Source organism: Methylorubrum subtropicum (assembly GCF_038442325.1).
GTDB lineage: Bacteria > Pseudomonadota > Alphaproteobacteria > Rhizobiales > Beijerinckiaceae > Methylobacterium > Methylobacterium subtropicum.
In genome coordinates this window covers 84,988-101,917 of record NZ_JBBXMW010000005.1, presented here as the reverse complement: position 1 = coordinate 101,917, position 16,930 = coordinate 84,988, and the positions used below count along the sequence as shown (strand labels likewise).

The 16,930-nt window shown below is 71.3% G+C and carries 16 protein-coding genes; 11 read left to right on the top strand and 5 right to left on the bottom strand.

All coding sequences use genetic code 11. The features are described 5' to 3' along the window. Nucleotides 1-107: 107 nt before the first annotated feature. Nucleotides 108-1,361, top strand: coding sequence for an MFS transporter (locus AAHG03_RS09385; RefSeq protein WP_342150361.1), 1,254 nt, complete (start codon nt 108-110; stop codon nt 1,359-1,361). A gap of 7 nt (nt 1,362-1,368) precedes the next feature. Here AAHG03_RS09385 and AAHG03_RS09380 read toward each other — a convergent pair whose 3' ends face one another. The 3 genes from AAHG03_RS09380 to AAHG03_RS09370 all read right to left on the bottom strand — a co-directional run bounded on the left by AAHG03_RS09380 (nt 1,369) and on the right by AAHG03_RS09370 (nt 6,132). Further along, nucleotides 1,369-3,900 (bottom strand): ATP-binding cassette domain-containing protein, encoded by a 2,532-nt coding sequence (locus AAHG03_RS09380; RefSeq protein ID WP_342150360.1) that lies wholly within the window; start codon nt 3,898-3,900, stop codon nt 1,369-1,371. A 217-nt stretch (nt 3,901-4,117) separates the two neighbouring features. After that, nucleotides 4,118-5,146, bottom strand: coding sequence for a sugar ABC transporter substrate-binding protein (locus tag AAHG03_RS09375; protein WP_342150359.1), 1,029 nt, complete (start codon nt 5,144-5,146; stop codon nt 4,118-4,120). 56 nt (nt 5,147-5,202) lie between these two features. Beyond that, the gene (locus AAHG03_RS09370; protein ID WP_342150358.1) at nt 5,203-6,132 is read right to left on the bottom strand and encodes an ABC transporter permease; all 930 of its coding nucleotides are present in this window, start codon (nt 6,130-6,132) and stop codon (nt 5,203-5,205) included. Between the two features lie 298 nt (nt 6,133-6,430). On the opposite strand from AAHG03_RS09370, the gene AAHG03_RS09365 reads away from it, so the two are divergent. From AAHG03_RS09365 to AAHG03_RS09335, 7 genes are all read left to right on the top strand, one after another. After that, nucleotides 6,431-7,798, top strand: coding sequence for a histidine kinase (locus tag AAHG03_RS09365; RefSeq protein ID WP_342150357.1), 1,368 nt, complete (start codon nt 6,431-6,433; stop codon nt 7,796-7,798). Then, entirely contained in the window at nt 7,795-8,487 is a 693-nt protein-coding gene (locus AAHG03_RS09360; RefSeq protein WP_342150356.1) for a response regulator transcription factor, read from the top strand. Before AAHG03_RS09365 ends, AAHG03_RS09360 begins: the two co-directional genes overlap by 4 nt. Before the next feature lie 158 nt (nt 8,488-8,645). Beyond that, nucleotides 8,646-9,179 (top strand): gamma carbonic anhydrase family protein, encoded by a 534-nt coding sequence (locus tag AAHG03_RS09355; RefSeq protein ID WP_342150533.1) that lies wholly within the window; start codon nt 8,646-8,648, stop codon nt 9,177-9,179. A 790-nt stretch (nt 9,180-9,969) separates the two neighbouring features. Further along, nucleotides 9,970-12,117: a TonB-dependent receptor gene (locus AAHG03_RS09350; RefSeq protein ID WP_342150355.1), complete on the top strand. Its 2,148-nt coding sequence runs from the start codon at nt 9,970-9,972 to the stop codon at nt 12,115-12,117. Next, nucleotides 12,117-12,425, top strand: a complete 309-nt coding sequence (locus AAHG03_RS09345) for an iron transporter (RefSeq protein ID WP_342150354.1) — start codon at nt 12,117-12,119, stop codon at nt 12,423-12,425. The genes AAHG03_RS09350 and AAHG03_RS09345 overlap by 1 nt, the downstream gene beginning before the upstream one ends. Beyond that, nucleotides 12,422-13,999, top strand: a complete 1,578-nt coding sequence (locus tag AAHG03_RS09340) for a PepSY-associated TM helix domain-containing protein (protein ID WP_342150353.1) — start codon at nt 12,422-12,424, stop codon at nt 13,997-13,999. Before AAHG03_RS09345 ends, AAHG03_RS09340 begins: the two co-directional genes overlap by 4 nt. Further along, the gene (locus AAHG03_RS09335) at nt 13,996-14,343 is read left to right on the top strand and encodes a DUF3325 domain-containing protein (RefSeq protein ID WP_342150352.1); all 348 of its coding nucleotides are present in this window, start codon (nt 13,996-13,998) and stop codon (nt 14,341-14,343) included. Before AAHG03_RS09340 ends, AAHG03_RS09335 begins: the two co-directional genes overlap by 4 nt. A gap of 12 nt (nt 14,344-14,355) precedes the next feature. Here the strand turns inward: AAHG03_RS09335 and AAHG03_RS09330 are convergent, their stop codons facing one another. Continuing rightward, nucleotides 14,356-14,583, bottom strand: a complete 228-nt coding sequence (locus AAHG03_RS09330; protein ID WP_342150351.1) for a hypothetical protein — start codon at nt 14,581-14,583, stop codon at nt 14,356-14,358. Between the two features lie 135 nt (nt 14,584-14,718). Between AAHG03_RS09330 and AAHG03_RS09325 the strand changes: the two genes are divergently transcribed. Next, the gene (locus tag AAHG03_RS09325) at nt 14,719-14,892 is read left to right on the top strand and encodes a hypothetical protein (protein WP_342150350.1); all 174 of its coding nucleotides are present in this window, start codon (nt 14,719-14,721) and stop codon (nt 14,890-14,892) included. Here AAHG03_RS09325 and AAHG03_RS09320 read toward each other — a convergent pair whose 3' ends face one another. Beyond that, nucleotides 14,893-15,786: a glycine betaine ABC transporter substrate-binding protein gene (locus AAHG03_RS09320; protein ID WP_342150349.1), complete on the bottom strand. Its 894-nt coding sequence runs from the start codon at nt 15,784-15,786 to the stop codon at nt 14,893-14,895. A gap of 135 nt (nt 15,787-15,921) precedes the next feature. Here AAHG03_RS09320 and AAHG03_RS09315 point away from each other — a divergent pair, with 135 nt between their 5' ends. Both AAHG03_RS09315 and AAHG03_RS09310 read left to right on the top strand, forming a co-directional pair. Next, a complete protein-coding gene (locus AAHG03_RS09315) occupies nt 15,922-16,545 on the top strand; it encodes a hypothetical protein (RefSeq protein ID WP_342150348.1) in 624 nt (207 codons plus the stop codon). An 83-nt stretch (nt 16,546-16,628) separates the two neighbouring features. Beyond that, a complete protein-coding gene (locus AAHG03_RS09310; RefSeq protein ID WP_342150347.1) occupies nt 16,629-16,913 on the top strand; it encodes a hypothetical protein in 285 nt (94 codons plus the stop codon). Nucleotides 16,914-16,930: the final 17 nt, after the last annotated feature.

The following is a 16,930-nucleotide window of genomic DNA, read 5'->3' as shown; positions in this document are numbered from 1 at the left end:
CTGGATATCGTATCCAGGATGATGCGCTAGGTTCTTGTGCCGCATCGGCTTTTTCCGAAAGCCGGTTCCCACCTTTCGGGCCGATGCTCTAGCTCCACGAGGCTTCCATGACGACATCGCAGCCGACCGCCGCGGAGGCCTCTCCGGGGGCCGCCTCCGGCCATGGGCCGGGCGCGCAGGAGGCCGGCGCGGCGAAGTGGATCGCCGTGCTCTCGCTCGGCGTCGCCTCCTTCGCCCTGGTCACGAGCGAGTTCGTGCCGGTCGGCTTCCTGCCGGCCATCGCCCGGGAGTTCGACGTCAGCGCGGGTCAGGCGGGGCTGCTGATCACGGTGCCGGGCGTGGCCGCGGCGGTGACGGCGCCCCTGGCGGCGGTCTTCAGCGGCCGGCTCGACCGGCGGCACATCCTGCTGGTCCTGACCTTCCTGTTCGTCGCCTCCAACGTCATGGTCGCGGTCTCGACGAGCTTCGGCCCGGTCCTGTTCGGGCGCGTCCTGCTCGGGATCGGGGTCGGCGGGTTCTGGACGATCGGCGGATCGCTCGGCCCCCGCCTCGTCCCCGGCCCCGGCTCGGTCCGGGCCACCGGCATCATCCTCAGCGGCATCGCCCTCGGCACCGTCGTCGGCGTTCCCCTCGGCACGGTGATCGGCGAGACGCTGGGCTGGCGTCAGGCGTTCTGGGCCACCGCCGCCGTCTCGCTCGGCATCCTGGCGGTGCAGTGGCGCGTCCTGCCGAGCCTGCCGTCGCGGACCGCCGCGTCGTTCGGCGGGCTGCGCGCCTGCGCCGGCTACGGCCCGGTCGCGATCGGGCTCGTCATGACCCTGCTGACCTTCAGCGGCCACTTCGCGGCCTACACCTACGTGACGCCGCTGGTGGCCGTGAACCCGACGATCGACGCCGCGCTCGTCGGCCTGCTGTTCGCGATCTACGGCGTGGGCACGATCCTCGGCAACCTGTCGGCCTCCACCCTGATCGGGGCCGACGTGCGGCCGGTCCTGCTCGCCGCCTACACCGGGATCGGCCTCGCGGTCGTGAGCCTCGGTCTTCAGCCGCAGGGGCTCGCCCCGGTCTCGGCCTGCCTGCTGGTCTGGGGCATCGGCTACGGCGCGCTGCCGGTCTCGCTCCAGACCTGGATGTTCCGGGCCTATCCCCAGGCGCCCGAGAGCGTCACCGGCCTGTTCGTCTTCACCGTCCAGTTCTCGATCGGCGCCGGCTCGCTGCTCGGCGGCACGTGCCTCGACCTCATGGGCCCCTCCGCGCCGTTCTGGGCCGGCGGCCTGTGCGCGCTGACGACCGTCCCGCTCGTCCTGCTCGGGACCGGGGCCCTCGCCACGAGCCGCCCGTCCGCCGGCCGCAACGCCTGAGCACCGGTCACGTCATCGCGGCCGATACGATGGCCTCCTCGCGCGCCTCGGCCGCGTCGAAGGCGGCGACGACGCGCCCGGCCCGGGCGACGACGATGCGGTCGGACAGGCTCAGCACCTCGGAGAGGTCCGACGAGATCGCCAGCACCGCCTTGCCCTCGCCCGCCGCCCGCCGCAGGGCGGCGTGGATTTCGGGAATCGCGCCGACATCGACGCCGCGGGTCGGCTCGTCGGCGAGGATCACGTCGGGAGCCTGCGCCAGGGCGCGGGCAAGCACCACCTTCTGCTGGTTGCCGCCCGAGAAGGTGCCGAGGGGCCCGCCCGCATCGATCGCGGTCACCCGCAGCGCGTCGAGCCAGGGGCGGGCCATGCGGGCGCGCATCGACTGCCGCGGATAGAGGAAGCGGCGTCCCGGCCGGGTCGCCAGGATGCCGAGCACGATATTCTCCTCCACCGACAGGCTCTCGAACAGCCCCTCGGTCTTGCGGTCCTCGGTGACGTAGACGAGCCCGGCCCGCACCGCCGGCCCGGCCCCCGAGAACGCGACCGGCCGCCCGTGCAGCCGGATCGCGCCGCCGCCGCGCCGCGGCGCGTAGAGGCCGACCGCGTGCCGGGCCGTCTCGGTGCGGCCGGCGCCGACGAGGCCGGTCAGGCCGACCACCTCGCCGGCCTTCACCTCGAAGCTCATGTCCCGGACCGCGGCGCCCGCCCGCACCCGCACGACCGCAAGGGCGGGCGGGGCGCCGTCGCGATCCGCGGGCGTTTTCTCGCGACGCGGCGCGGCTTCGTCCGGCACGGTGCGGCCGACCATCATCCGCACGAGGTCCGCCCGCGTGACGCCCGCGACCGGGCCGGTCGCGACGCGGCGCCCGTCGCGCAGGACCGTGACGGTGTCGGCCTGCGCCAGCACCTCCTCGAGGGCGTGGGTGACGAGCACCACCGCGCTCCCCTGCGCGCGCAGGTGCCGGATCAGCCGGAAGAAGGTGGCCCGCTCCGGCGGGGTCAGGGCCGCCGTCGGCTCGTCGAAGACGATCAGGCGCGCCCGCCGCCGGACCGCGCGGGCGATCTCGACCACCTGCCGCGCCGCCGTGTCGAGATCGCCCGCCCGCGTCCGCGGGTCGATCCGCCAGCCCCAGGCCGCCATCGCGGCCCGCGCCTCCGCCCGCGCCCCCGCACGGTCGAGGAGGAAGGGCTCGGCGCCGAGCTGAAGGTTCTGGGCGACGGTGAGGTCCGGGACGAGGCTGCTCTCCTGATAGACCATCGCGATGCCGGCCGCGTTCGCGTCCGCGGGCGTGGCGAAGGCGAGCGGGCGGCCGTCGAGCGCGATCGTTCCCGCATCGGGGCGGGTCTCGCCCGCGACGATGCCCGAAAGCGTCGACTTGCCCGCCCCGTTCTGACCGACGAGGGCGTGGATTTCGCCGTAGGCGAAGGCGAGGTCGATGCCGTCGAGGGCGACGGTGCCCGCGTAGCTCTTGCCGATCCCGCGCAGGTGCAGGCCGCCGCCGGGCGCGCCGGCAGACTCGGGAACGGTCGCCTCGGGCAAGGTCGCTTTGGGAACCATCGCCTCGGGAACGGTGCCGCCGGGCGCGGCGTCCGTGACGGCTGCGGCGCGCCTGCCCTCGCGTCTGCGGGCGAACCCGATGCCGGCCCCGACGGCGAGCAGCAGGCTCGCGCCGATCACCGCCGAGGCGGCGTTGCCCGGCGCGTTCAGCCTCAGGAGTCCGCCGGACAGGAGGGAGAGGCTGGCTGCGCCGACGAGGACGTTGACGACGCCGCCCCGCCCGCCCGTGAGGCTGGCGCCCCCCATCACCAGGGCGGTCAGCGCGGCCACCTCCCAGCCCGATCCGACGTTCGAGCCGGCGGCGTCCTGGCGGGCGGCGTAGAGGATCGCGGCGCCGGCCACGATGGCGCCCGCCGCCGGATAGACCCAGAACCGCACCCGCTCCACCCGCACCCCGGATTGGCGGGCCGCCCGCGGGTCGGACCCGGTGGCGATCACGTGCATCCCGAGCCGCGTGCGCGTCAGCATCGCGTGCAGCCCCAGCGCGACGGCCCCGAGCACCAGCAGGTTCACCGGAACGCCCAGGATCTGGCCGCCGCCGAGGAACTGCCAGACCGCGCCGTCATGGGCGGCGGATGCCAGCGCGAAGGTGAATTTCTGCGAGACGAGGTCGTAGACGCCCCGCAGGACGAGGAGCATGGCCATCGTCGTGAGGAACGGGCGCAGCCCCGCCACCGCGACGAGGACGCCGTTGACGGCCCCCAGGCCGGCGCCCAGCGCGATCACCGCCGGCACGGTCAGGCCGAGGGAAAACCCGTAGACGCGAAACAGCAGCAGGGCCGCGAGGTTGGCGAGCGCGAAGATCGCCCCGAGCGACAGGTCGATGCCGCCGGCGAGCACGACGAGGAACAGGGCGAGCGCCACCAGCCCCGGCTCGGCGAAGTCGGTCGCGAGGAGCTGGAGATTTCCGACCGACAGGAAGTTCGGCACGAGGAGCGCGAAGGTCGCCGTGATGACCGCCAGGACCGCGGCGGCCATCCGGGTCTCGGGCGTGCCGGAGCGCTTTCCGACGAAGTGGATGCCGGTTCGTCGAAAGGAAGCGCGGCCCAACAAAGGCTTGGAGCTGCGTCCCGACCCAATGGGGTCGGGCGCAGCTCCAAGGCGCTCGACGGCTCGACGCATGGAAACATCCTCGACGCTCGGCACGGGACGCCCCGCCCCCTTTGTCGAAGGAGGCGGGCGTCCCCAGGAAGGATTAGCGGTCGGCCGGCGGATCGAGGTCGAAGCAGGAGGCCCGGTCCTTGCGGCCCTCGACCCAGTAGCTGTTCGAGAGATAGACGAGCTGCTTCGTGCCGGGCTTGGCGCCGTTCTGCAGCACGGTGAGGACCGCGTCGGTGATCTGCCCGCCCTGCACGTCGGAGCGGTAGGACAGCACCTTGTGGAACAGGCCCTGCTCGACGGCGTCGCAATCGGCGCGGGGGCCGTCGGTGGTGGCGTAGACCTTGACCTTCCCCTGCAATCCGGCCGCCTTCACCGCCTGCGCGGCGCCCTGCTGCATCGTGCCCCAGAAGCCGTAGGTGGCGCACAGGTCCGGGTGCTGCTGCAGCACGGTGGCGGTGATCGCGTTGGCCCGGTTGCTGTCCCAGTTGGCGGCCTGGCTGGAGACGACCTTGATCGAGGGTTCCCCCTCGAACACCTCCATCGCGCCCTGGAGCTGTTCGAGGCTCGCCGCGGCGGTGGCCTCGCCCTGCACCAGCGCGACCTTGCCCGAGGAACGGCCCCCGCCGCATTGCCGCACGATGTCCTGCGCGACCTTGCGGCCGAGATCGACGTTGTCGACGCCGACATAGGCGTCGGTGGCGGTGTTGGACATCATGTTCACCTGGATGACCGGGATGCCGGCCTCCATGGCCCGCTTCAGCGGACGGGCCAGCACCGAGACGTTGGCGTTCTGGACGATCAGCACGTCGGGCCGCTCGTTGATCACCGCGTTGACCGCCTGCAACTGCGCGTCGGGGCTGAAGTTCGGATCGCGCACGACGAAGTTCACGCCGTAGCGCTCGAAGTTGTCGCGCATCACCTTGGTCCAGATCATGCCGATCGTGGTCGAGAGCGTCAGCGGCACCCAGGCGACGGTCTTGCCCTTCACCGCCCGGTCGAAGGCGGGGCGCAGCTGCGCGCGCGGATCGCCGGGCGCGGGTGCTTGCGCGAGCGCCTGCCCGGCCGGCTGGAGCGCGGATGCGGTCAGGCCCAGCAGGGCGAGGGCGCGTGCGGTCCGTCTCATGGTGTCCTCCCTTGAAGCTTTTTCGTGATGGTTCGTGGCGGGGCGCGGGGGGGGCTTCAGATCCCCGCCGCCGGGGCCTCGCCGCGGCGCAGCACGCCGTCGGCGAGGAGGACGAGGAGCAGGGCCAAACCCTTGGCGATGCTCTGCATCTGCGAGCCGACATCGAGGATCGTCATCGCGTTCATCATCAGGCCGACGAGGATCGTGGCGGCCATCACGCCGAAGATCCCGCCCCGTCCGCCCGAGAGGCCGACGCCGCCGAGCACGACGACGAGGAGCACGTCGAAGATCAGCGTCGAGTTCGCGAGCTGCAGATCGACGAGGCCGGACGAGGACAGCATGATCAGCCCGGCGACGAAGGCCGCGAGCGCCGAGACCAGATATTGCAGCCAGGCCGTGCGCAGCACCGGCAGGCCCACGACCGCCGCCGTCCGGGGGTTGATCCCGGCCGCGCGCACGAAGCGCCCCGGCACGGTCCGCTCGAGGAAGAGGTGGGTGAGGACGGCGCAGGCCGCCAGCACCAGGGGGGGCACCGGAACGCCGCCGAGGCTGCCGCCGAGACCCGCCAGCCAGCCGGCGTCGGCGGGCAGGTGGATGCTCGCCCCCGGCAGGATGCTGGACCGGGCGAGGCCGACGAACAGCATCGCGGTCGCCAGCGTCGCGAACAGCGGCGGGATGCCGGCGAGCGTGGCGGCGCCCGCGTTGACCGCCCCCATCGCCAGCGCGAGGCCGGCGCCGCCGAGGAGGGCGACCGGCAGCGGGACGCCGGCCGCCAGCATCTTCGCCACCGCGCCGGTCGAGATCAGCGCGACGGCCACCTGCGACAGGTCGATGTTGCGCCCCATCACCACGAGCGCCATGCCGAGCGCGAGGATGCCGACGACGGAGATGCTGCGCAGCAGCGCGAACAGGTTTCCCGCCGTCGCGAACCGGTCGAGCGTGAGCGCGAGGGCGAGCGCGCCCGCGGCCGCCGCCAGGGCGACCACGGCCGACCGCTCGATCCGCCGACGCCCCCAAGGTGAGTGAAGAATCAAACCAAAATATCCGGCAGGCAAGATCGGCGCATTGCCACAAATCTCCACGGATATGATGGATGAATACAGACGAATACCGATTTGAGGCTACTGGCATTCCGAGGAAATGCAACCCCGAACAGGGTGGTTCGACATGGGCAATTTGCCCGACCTTCGCCGTATCATCCTGCGCCGTCTCGCTTGCGCGGGCGGGATCGTGCGAAGAATGATCCGGGTACAACGTCCGGTATCGATGGAGGACGCCGCGCCGATGCGATTGCTGCCGGGTCTGGTTCTGCGCTTCGTCGGGGTCGCGATGCTCTGCCTGGCGGCGACGTCTGCCTGGGTCCTGTTCGACGCGCACCGGAGCATCCAGGCGCAGGCCGCGGCTTCCGCCGACCGGGTCGTGCGGGTGCTGCAGTCGCATGTCTGGCTCGGCAGCGCGCATGCCGCCGCCCGGCTCGCCTCGCCCAACTGGCAGACGGCCGCGACCCTGCGGGAGATCGCCCCCACGGTCTGCGTCTCGTTCCTGCCGGCCGGGGAGGCGCCGCAGCGGCTCTGCAGCGACTGGGCCGGCTATCGCGACAGCGCCCCGCGCTGGTTCGAGACGTTCTACGACGCGGTGTTCGGGGAGAGCCTGCCGGTCACGCGGCCCCTGATCATCCAGCGAAAGGAGGCCGGGCTCGTGGTGGCCTCGCCGCTGCCCGAGGCCGCCATGCGGCAGGCCTGGCACGAGGTGCTGCTGGCCACCGGCGCCGTCTTCGCCGCCGTGGTGGGCTTCAGCGTCCTGGCCTTCCTGATCCTGGGCCACGCGCTGCGGCCGGGCCTGACCATCATCCGCGGCCTGAAGGCGCTCGGCGGCGGCCGGACCGATCTCCACCTGCCGCGGTTCGGCGCGAGCGAGTTCCGCCTGATCGCGGAGGCCGTCGAGGATCTCGCCGAGCGCTTGGCCCACACCAACGCGGAGCGCCTGCGGCTGACGCGGCAACTGCTCCAGATCCAGGAGGACGAGCGGCGGCTGCTGGCGCGCGAGCTGCACGACGAGTTCGGGCAATGCCTCACGGCCACGAGCGCGCTCGCCGCCTCGATCGAGATGGGCGCCGCCGAGCGGCCGGATCTGGCGAGCGACGCGGTCGCCATCGGGACGATCGCCTCGCGCATGATGGGCACGCTGCGCGACGCGCTGGGCCGCCTGAGGCCGCCTGATTTCGACGAGATCGGCCTCGGGGCGAGCCTCGACCAGTTGATCCAGAGCTGGAACCTCAAGACGGTCCGCAAGCCGGTCTTCTCGCTGAGCGTCCGCTGCGACCTCTCGGTGATGCCGGCCTCGGCCGCGCTCAACGTCTACCGCATCGTCCAGGAATGCCTGACGAACGCGGTCCGGCACGGGACGCCGGACCGCGTGCAGGTCAGCCTGACGGGGAGCGGACGGACCGGCGAGGCGATCTCCGTCGTCGTGGAGGACGACGGCGGCGGCGATCCGGCGCGCATCGCCAACGCGTCGGGCTTCGGCATCCTCGGCATCCGCGAGCGGGTCGCGGCGCTCGGGGGGCGGCTCGCCATCGCCCGCGCGGAAGGCGGCATCCGGGTCGCCGCCCTGATCCCGCTCACCACCGAACCCCTCTGCGAGGCCGCATGAGCGAGGACGTCACCATCCTGCTCGTGGACGACCACCCGGTCGTCCGCGAGGGCTACCGGCGGCTCCTCGAGCGCCAGCCCGGACACCGGGTCGTCGCCGAGGCCGAGACCGCCGCGGACGCCTACAAGCTGTACAAGGCCTGCACGCCGACGATCGTCATCATGGACTGGTCGCTTCCGGGCCCGAGCGGCCTCGAAGGGCTCCGCCACATAAGGCAATGGGACAAGCAGGCCCGCATCCTCGTCTTCTCGATGCACCAGAACATCGGCTTCGCCCTCAAGGCGCTGGAGGCGGGCGCCTGCGCCTACGTGACGAAGAGCAGCCCGCCCGCCGAACTGGTGAAGGCGATCCGCACCGTGCTCGCGGGCGGGCGGGCGCTCAGCGAGGACATGGCGCGGGCCGTCTCCGCCGGGACCGCCTCGCGCCCGGCCACGCCGATCGCGGACCTGTCGCCCCGGGAAGTCGAGATCCTGCACCTCGTCGCCTCGGGCTTGACGACCGAGGCCATCGCCGAGGCGCTGAACCTCAGCACCAAGACCGTGCAGAACAAGCATTACGGCATCAAGGCGAAGATCGGCGCGCGCACCGACGCGCATCTCGTCTGGCTCGCCATGCAGGCCGGCCTCGTCAGCGAGCGCACGGTCGACCTGATGCCGATGATCGCCGAACCGAACGCGCGGAGGGTGTAGGGCCCCCGGGCGGACGCGGTGACGGGCCGGGCCTTCGCCCCCCGCCCGCGGCCGGGTCGCCCGCGATGGCGATCACGCCCCGCCTCGACATCCTCCGCCGGACGCTCGACATGGGAACGGGCGCCTGCGGCGGGCGGGCGGACGGACGAGGAGGCACCATGACGCTCTACCGGCTGGGCGAGCACGCCCCGACCATCGCCGACGCGGGCCGCATCTGGATCGCGCCGGGGGCGCACGTGATCGGCCGGGTGCGGCTCGGCCTCGATGTCGGCGTGTGGTTCGGCGCGGTGATCCGCGGCGACAACGACCCGATCACGGTCGGCGACCGCACCAACATCCAGGACAACGCGGTGCTGCACGCCGATCCGGGCTTTCCGCTCACCCTCGGCGCGGGCGTCACGGTCGGCCACGGCGCCATCGTCCACGGCTGCACCATCGGCGACGACACGCTGATCGGCATGGGCGCGACCGTCCTCAACGGCGCCCGCATCGGCCGCGGCTGCATCGTCGGCGCCAACGCCCTGGTGCGCGAGGGGGCGGAGTTCCCCGACGGCAGCCTCATCGTCGGCGTGCCGGCCCGCGGCATCGCCTCGGGCGACCCGGACTACGCCGAGGCGACGCGGAAGGCCGCAGAATCCTATGTCGGCAACGGGCGGCGCTTCCGCGCGGACCTGAAGCCGATCGAAGGCTGATTTTTCTCCAGTCCTGAGAACACGGTCGGGGCTGAACGGTCGCAGCTCCGCCCGCGCGGCTCTGCCCGATCCTGCGCCCGCTTCCCGTCCGACGCCCATCGCGGCGTCGGGCGACGATCCGTGCCGCCTCGAAGCGGCCCGGCGCGTTCGCCATGCCGGTCGAACGGCTCGGCCCCGTCCGCACGCCCGGCCGGACCCTCCGGCAATCCGGCCGCACGGTCGGTGGCCGTCGCCGAGAGCGCATGCGCCGCTTCTTGGAATCACTCCAGAATTACTTTTGAATAAATCTATAATACAAAACTTTGCGTTCCGAGAAATGTCTGTATGAGTCCGCTCACATCGCCGTGATGCGCGAGCATAGCGAAGGCGATCCCGAGCGACCTGCATTCGCCTCTTGGCCGGAACAATGATTCAATACCATCAAATGATAGGTATCGGGTGCGCCTGTTCGCGAGCGCTGCACCCGCTGGGTTCCGCTCCGCTATCCACAACTGATGGCCTCGTGCCGCCCGGCACACGGGCGCAGGGCGCCGTCGGCCCTATGCCCGAGCCCGTCGCGAGCCGGGGCAACGTCGGCACCCGAACCATGACGCCGATCGTTCGGTCGCGCGTATCCATCTGGTCGTTGGGGCGAGACGCATTTGAATAAATTGCGTCAAATATTGTTGAATTAGTCAATATCCCGAAAATTCGGCCCAGATCCACGAACAAGGACACGATTGTGCGCAGTATAGGTTCGGCCCTTGCGACGACTTCGATTCACGCCCTGATCGGTGCCGCGTCGGTCGGTTTGGCTTGGGCGGGTTCGGCCTCGAGCGCGAGGGCGCAGGCGGAGACGCAGCTGGAAGAAATCTCGGTCGCGGGCTCGGGGACCGGCTACGGGCGGGCGGGCCAGGGCGTCGGGCTCCTGAGAGACCTACCGCCGCCCTACGCGGGCGGTCAGATCGCCCGCGGCGGCTCGCTCGGCGTGCTCGGCACCAAGGATGTCCTGAACACGCCGTTCAGCACGACCAACTTCACCCAGCAGATCATCCAGGATCAGCAGGCGCGCACCGTCGCCGACACGCTCGTCAACGATTCCTCGGTGCGCCTCACCACGGCCGGCAACGGCTTCAGCGACGAGTTCGTGATCCGGGGGTTCCCGGTGCAGGCCCAGGACGTGGGGCTGAACGGCCTCTACGGGCTGGTTTCCTCCAACCGCGTGGCCGCGCAGTACATCGAGCGGATCGAGCTGCTGAAGGGGCCGGGCGCCTTCATGTACGGCATCCCGCCGGGCGGCAGCGTCGGCGGCAGCATCAACATCGTGACGAAGCGCGCGCTCGACGTGCCGTTCGTTCAGGTCACGCCGCAATTCATCAGCGCGGGCAATTTCGGGCTCCATCTCGATGCGAGCACGCGGGCCGGCGACAACAAGGAATGGGGCATCCGGTTCAACGGCCTGGCCCGCACCGGCGAGGCCACGATCAACGACGGCAACTGGCAGACCGGGCTGGGCGCCCTCTCGCTCGACTATCAGGGCGAGCGGCTGCGCTGGGCCCTCGACGTCATCTCGCAGAACGACGACACCAAGAACTTCCGCCCGCAGGTGAATTTCCTGCCCGACATCCCCTTCATCCCCCGCCCGCCCGACGCCCGCAGCAACTGGTACCCGGGCACGCTGCTCAAGCAGCGGGACAACACGGTCGCGACCTTCCTCGAATACGACCTCACCGACTGGCTGACGGCCTATGGCGGGATCGGCTATCGCGCGGGCTCCAACAACCAGACTTTTCCAGATTCGCGCGTCTTCGGCATCTCGAACGGGGTCGATGCGCTCGGCAACTTCCGCCTCATCAACGCCTATTACGATTCCACCAGCAACTCGGTCAGCGGCAATGCCGGCGTGAAGGCGCGCTTCGACACCGGCTTCGTCAACCATTCGATGAACCTCGTCTTCACCGGCTTCTCGCGAGAGGACGCCTACGCCTACATCGCGAACTCGGCCGGCGAGTCGGTGCCCTCGAACATCTACGACCCCTCGCCGCTGCCGGTGGTGAACGGGGAGCGCATCGCGCCGCGGCGCTACGCCGACACCACGCTGACGAGCGTGGCGCTCGCCGACACGATGTCGATCCTCGACGACACCGTGCTGCTGACGGCGGGCGTCCGCTACCAGGTGGTGAACCAGAGGGGCTACGATCAGACCACGCAAGCGCGCACGAGCGAGTACGACGCCGACGCGGTCTCGCCGCTCGCCGGCATCGTGTTCAAGCCGTGGAAGAACGTCTCGCTCTACGCCAACTACGCGGAAGGGTTGAGTTCGGGCACCGTCGTGGCGCAGAACTACGTCAATCGCGGGTCGATCCTCGCGCCCTTCAAGTCGGACCAGCAGGAGGTCGGGATCAAGGTCGATTGGGGCACCGTCACGACGACGGCGGCCCTGTTCCAGATCAGCCGGCCCGAACTGGCCGAGACCGTGGTCGCCGGGGGAACGACGCTCGGCTACAACGGCGAGCAGCGCAACCGCGGCCTGGAACTCTCGGCCTACGGCGCGATCCTGCCGAGCCTGCGCGGGTTCGGCAGCGTGACCTTCCTGCGCCCCGAACTGACCAAGCCGGTCAACCCGCTCCAGCGCGGCAACGACGCCGCGGGTGTGCCGGACCTCACCGCCTCGGCCGGCCTCGAATGGGACACCCCCTGGGTGCCGGGTCTCGCGCTCAACGGCCGGGTGCTCTACACCTCGGGCTCCTATCTCACGAGTGCCAATACGGTGCGGTTTCCCGACTGGACGAGGGTGGATCTGGGCCTGCGCTACGCCACGCTCGTCTACGACCGGCCGACCGTGTTCCGGTTCAACGTCGAGAACGTCGCCGACGACCGCTACTGGCTCACCACGGGCACCTTCGTGACGGTCGGCTCGCCGCGGACCTTCATCGCCTCGGCGTCCTTTACCTTCTGATGGCCGCGTCGAGACCCATCGAGCGGGCCGCGATCCTCGGGCGCGTGGTGCTGGCGGCGGGCGGCGGCTACGCGGTGGCCGCGCTCTCGACCGCTTTGCTGTCGGTGACGCTGCCGATGCCGCGCTCAGAGGCCGTGACGACGGCGACACTCCTCAGCTTCGCGATCCTCGCGGGCGTGGTCGTGCTCGTCTTCGCCCTGGCCACGCTCCGGCGCGCCGCCGCCTTGGTCCTCGGCGCGATCCTCGTCCTCGGCGCCGGCCTGTGGCTGGCGGCGGGGCCCTTCGTCCTGGCAGGAGGTGCATCGTGAAGGGCGGTTTCCGTCAATCGATGGCGTGGCTCCACACGTGGTCCGGCCTCGTGGTCGGCTGGGTGCTGTTTGCGATCTTCGTCACCGGCACCGCGAGCTACTACCGCGCCGACATCACCCGCTGGATGCGGCCCGAACTGACTCAGGTTCAGTCGGCGGCAGCGGCCGACCTTCCCGCGGTCGCGGAGCGCGCCGTCGCCTATCTGGAGGCGAAGGCGCCCGATGCGTCGAGCTGGTTCATCGGCCTGCCGCAGCCGGATCGGCCGCTGCTCGACCTGTTCTGGCGCCACGGGCCCGGCCGGCCGTCCGGCCACGCGCTGCTCGATCCGCATACCGGCACGGAAGCCCCCGTGCGGGAGACGACGGGCGGCGACTTCCTCTACCGCTTCCACTTCGAGCTGCACATGCCGCCGCTCTGGGGGCGCTGGATCGTCGGAATCTGCGCCATGACCCTACTGGTCGCACTGATCTCCGGCATCGTCACCCACAAGCGGATTTTCTCGGATTTCTTCACGTTCCGCCGGGACAAGGCGCCGCGGCGCAGCTTCCTCGACGCCCACAACGTCACCGGGGTGCTGGCGCTGCCGTTCCACCTGATGATCACCTATACCGGGATCGTCACGCTCTCGCTGATGTACATGCCCTGGGGCGTCACGACCGCCTACCAGGGCGACAGCCTGACCTTCTTCGCCGAATCCGGCCAGATCACCGCGCCGCGCCTGCCCGCCGACCGGCCCGCCGCGACGGCCCCGGTCGGGCCCATGGTCGCGCAGGCGCTCGCCACCGTGCCGGAGACCCTGGAGGGGCTCTCCATCGTCAACCGGAACGATGCCCACGCCACCGTGGTCGCGGTGTTCGAGGAGCCGCACGGCCTCTCGCACGAGCATCCGCAGGTCGCCTTCGACGGCGTGACCGGGGCGGTGCTGGAGGTGCGCAGCGGCGGCCTCAAGCTCGCGGCCAAGACCTTCACCACGATGGTCGGGCTGCACGAGGCGCATTTCGCCGGGCCGGCGCTGCGGCTGCTGTTCTTCCTCTGCGGCGTGATGGGCTCGGCCATGGTGGCGACCGGCCTCGTGCTGTGGTCGCTCGCCCGGCTGCCGAAGGCGGAGGCGGAAGCCCCCCTCGGCCTGCGGCTCGTCCAGGCGCTCAACATCGGCAGCATCATCGGCCTGCCCGCGGCGGTCGCGGTCTACTTCCTCGCCAACCGGCTGCTGCCGCCCGAACTTCCCGGCCGCTCGGCCTGGGAAATCCGCGCCTTCTTCGCCGCCTGGATCGCCGCCGCGCTGATCCCGCTCGCCCGGCCGCACCGCCGGGCCTGGAGCGAGGGGCTGGTGCTGGTCGCAGGCCTCTGCCTCGCCGTCGTGGCCGCCGACATCGCCATGGTCGAGGCGCATCCCCTGCGTCGGCTCGGCGAGGGCGAGGCGCTGTTCCTGTGGTTCGACGGGGCGATGCTGGCGCTTGCCGCCCTGTTCGCCTTCGCGGCCCGCAGGGTCGCGCGCTACCGGGGCCCGTCCCGCTCCGAGCCTCGGCGCGCGCCGGTCTTCGCGGCCCCGGGGGAGCGGGCCCGCGCATGACGCCTGCGATCCTCGCGCTCAATCTCGGCTTGAGCTTCGCGGCGCTCGCCGCGCTCTGCCTCAGCCTGAACCGGCACCATGCGGACATCTTCGGCACCAAACCGAGCGGGCGGCGGGTCGTGCTGCTGCGCGTCCTCGGCTGGGCCGGCCTCGTGCTGGGCCTCGTCGTCGCCGGGGAGGCGGAGGGCTGGGACTTCGGGCCGGTGCAGTGGATCGGCGCGCTGTCGGGCGCGGGCGTCGGCCTCGTCCTGCTGCTGTCCTACCGCCCCCGCCTCGTCACCCCGGCCGGCGCCGCCGCCCTCGGTCTGGCGCTGGCGGGGGGCGCGCTGCTGCATTTCGCCTGAAAGCCGAGGCTCCTACCGCAGGCTCTGCCACAGCAGAACGATGATCGTGAAGCCGAGGACATTGTAGGCGAGCGCCCAGGCCAGGAAGATGCGCAGCGCCCGGTTCGGCCGCGCGGTTCCGACGGCGCGCGGGCCAGGATGGGGCACCGGCCGCGCCGGCAGCGCCTGGGGCACCGGATCGGACAGGAACCGCGTCAGGCATTCGGGCAGCGGGCGCTGCGGGCGACCGTCATCGGACATGGCGGCAACCTGAAGGGCCTTCGCCGGGGATGCAATGCCCTTTGGCAAGGTGCGCCACTTGTCGCTGGCCTCCGCGGCGGGACGGGCCTATCCTCGGGCTTCGTCACGGGGGGCACTCGAACGGGGAGCATTCCCATGCGTGCTCTCAATGTCTTCCTGGCGGCCTTCGCGCTCGCCACGGGCGCGTTCTGGTTCACGATGCTGTCGAGCCCGCCCAGGACCGTGGCGGCGCCCCGCGCCATCGCCGACGGCTGGCAACAGAGGCCGCCGGCACCCCCGATCGCCGACGATTACGACGCGGAATTCTGATCAGCGCTCCGGCCGAACGAGGCCGCTGTCCTTCAGGAAGGCGGCGGCGACGTCCCGGATCAGGCGCCGCTCGACATCGACCGCCGCGTTCAGCCGCGTCATCGTCGCGCCGTCGAGCTTCGACGCCAGGGCCTCCAGCGCCTCGACCAGGGCCGGATGGGCCTGCGCCGTCTCGGTCTTCACGACCGGCGCGAGGAAGTAGTTGAAGAAGAACTCCTTGTCGTCGCGCAGGATTTTCAGGTCGTAGCCGCTGATGCGCCCGTCCGTGGCGAACACGACGCCGACATCGACGCCGAAGATGCGCAGCGCCTGATAGATGTAGTCGGTATCGACCTGCCGGATGGATGCACGCGGGAAGCGGCTGCCGTAGGCGCGCTCCAGCGGCTCCAGCCCGTCGGGGCGCTCCGCGAATTCGGTGTTGATGCCGACGATCAGGTTGGCGCCCTTATCGATGGCTGCGAACAGCTCGGAGATCGTCGTGATCTTCGTCTCCTCGGAGCCTTTTGCCCGCATCGCCAGGGCGTAGGTGTTGTTGACCTCCGTCGGCTTGAGCCACGTGTAGCCCTTGGCGAGGTCGAGCTGGCGCACCCGCGCGTAGGCCGCATCCTTGTCGTAGTTCGCCGTGTCGCCGTAGGTCAGGAACAGGCGCGTGGTCGTGTATTCCCAGTAGATGTCGCCTTCCTTGCGATACATATGCTTGTGCATCTCGGAGGTGCTCAGGCCCTGGATTTTTCGGACCTCGAAGCCTTTCGAGGCGAGCAGCTGCCGCGTGAGTTCGGCGACGAGTCCCTGTTCGGTGAAATCCTTGCCGACGACGAGAAGGGGCTCGGCCGCGGCCGGACAGGCCGACAGGGCCAGGACGACCAGAACGCGCGCCAAGGCTCTGAAACGCACCGGGAAGCTCCGTGTCCGTCCGCGCGGGAACCTTTAGCAGGGATCGGGGCGGCGGGCGAAAGGCGGGACGGCTTGCAGCGCCCGCGCTTCCGGGCTGAATGCGCCGGTACGTTTCCCTCACCCGCTCCCGCCCACATGCCGAAGCCGCAACCCACCCTGTTCGACGCGGTCCGCGCGCGCCTGCCGCTGTTCGACGGCCTGCCCGACGGCGTGATCGAGCGTCTCGCGGCCGGGGGCTACGGCCGCGGGCTGCTGACGGCCTCGGTCCGGGCGCGGCTGCGCAAGGCGGGCTTCGCCGATCAGGCGATGCTGGCGCTCGCCTCGCCCGCCGAACTCATGGCGGTGCGCAAGATCGGCCCGCTGCGGGTCGAGGCGATCCGGGACCATCTCCTCGGCGAACTCGCCCGGCTCGTTGCGGGCGCGCGGGCGGACCACGACCGGGAGGCGACCGACCGGCGGCGGCTCGAGCGGCTGCGCGCCCTCCCGGGCGCACGGTTCGGCCGGGCCGGCGAGACCTGCGCCGACCTCGCCGCGCGGCGGTGCGACGCGCTCCGGGCGGAGCTCGAAATCCCGGCCGCGGATTTCGACCGCCTCGTCGATGCCCTCGCCCGGGCGCTGCGACCGGAGCAGCCGCCGCTCCCCGCGGTCGAGGACGAGACCGCGCGTGCGGCGCAGGCCACCCGCACGCGCGCCGAGCTGCTGCGAGAGCGGGACCGCGAATGGGACGAGGCGGCCCCCGACACCCGGCCGATCCGGTAGCCCCTCGGCTGCGACGATCCGGAACAGGCCCCCGCCCCTCCGGTTCCCCCCGAACGCTCAAGACGACGACAGGAGGAAACCCCATGCGCAAGACGGCAGCGATCCTCGCCGGCACGCTTCTGGTCGCGACGGCCGGCCCGGCCCTCGCCGGCGGCTCGGGATCGTCCGGAACGAGCAATTCCGGCACGGCGAACAGCACCGGGCCGAACGATGCCGGATCGGGCGCCTCGCCGGGGGCCTCGGGCAGCGGCCCGACGACCGGCGACAAGAGCCGGTCCGGCACGGCGAACAGCACCGGCGCCAACGACGCCGGCTCGGGATCGTCGCCGGGGTCGAAGGGCGCGGGCACCGGCTCGGGCACCCGGTAAGGGGCGCCGCGCCGGAC

Coding starts and splice junctions, on each gene's coding strand:
- AAHG03_RS09325 (WP_342150350.1), top strand. CDS start 14,719: ATGCGTGCTCTCAATGTCTTCCTGGCGGCCTTCGCGCTCGCCACGGGC.
- AAHG03_RS09345 (WP_342150354.1), top strand. CDS start 12,117: ATGGCCGCGTCGAGACCCATCGAGCGGGCCGCGATCCTCGGGCGCGTG.
- AAHG03_RS09315 (WP_342150348.1), top strand. CDS start 15,922: ATGCCGAAGCCGCAACCCACCCTGTTCGACGCGGTCCGCGCGCGCCTG.
- AAHG03_RS09365 (WP_342150357.1), top strand. CDS start 6,431: ATGCGATTGCTGCCGGGTCTGGTTCTGCGCTTCGTCGGGGTCGCGATG.
- AAHG03_RS09310 (WP_342150347.1), top strand. CDS start 16,629: ATGCGCAAGACGGCAGCGATCCTCGCCGGCACGCTTCTGGTCGCGACG.
- AAHG03_RS09355 (WP_342150533.1), top strand. CDS start 8,646: ATGACGCTCTACCGGCTGGGCGAGCACGCCCCGACCATCGCCGACGCG.
- AAHG03_RS09330 (WP_342150351.1), bottom strand. CDS start 14,583: ATGTCCGATGACGGTCGCCCGCAGCGCCCGCTGCCCGAATGCCTGACG.
- AAHG03_RS09335 (WP_342150352.1), top strand. CDS start 13,996: ATGACGCCTGCGATCCTCGCGCTCAATCTCGGCTTGAGCTTCGCGGCG.
- AAHG03_RS09380 (WP_342150360.1), bottom strand. CDS start 3,900: ATGGCCGCCGCGGTCCTGGCGGTCATCACGGCGACCTTCGCGCTCCTC.
- AAHG03_RS09360 (WP_342150356.1), top strand. CDS start 7,795: ATGAGCGAGGACGTCACCATCCTGCTCGTGGACGACCACCCGGTCGTC.
- AAHG03_RS09385 (WP_342150361.1), top strand. CDS start 108: ATGACGACATCGCAGCCGACCGCCGCGGAGGCCTCTCCGGGGGCCGCC.
- AAHG03_RS09375 (WP_342150359.1), bottom strand. CDS start 5,146: ATGAGACGGACCGCACGCGCCCTCGCCCTGCTGGGCCTGACCGCATCC.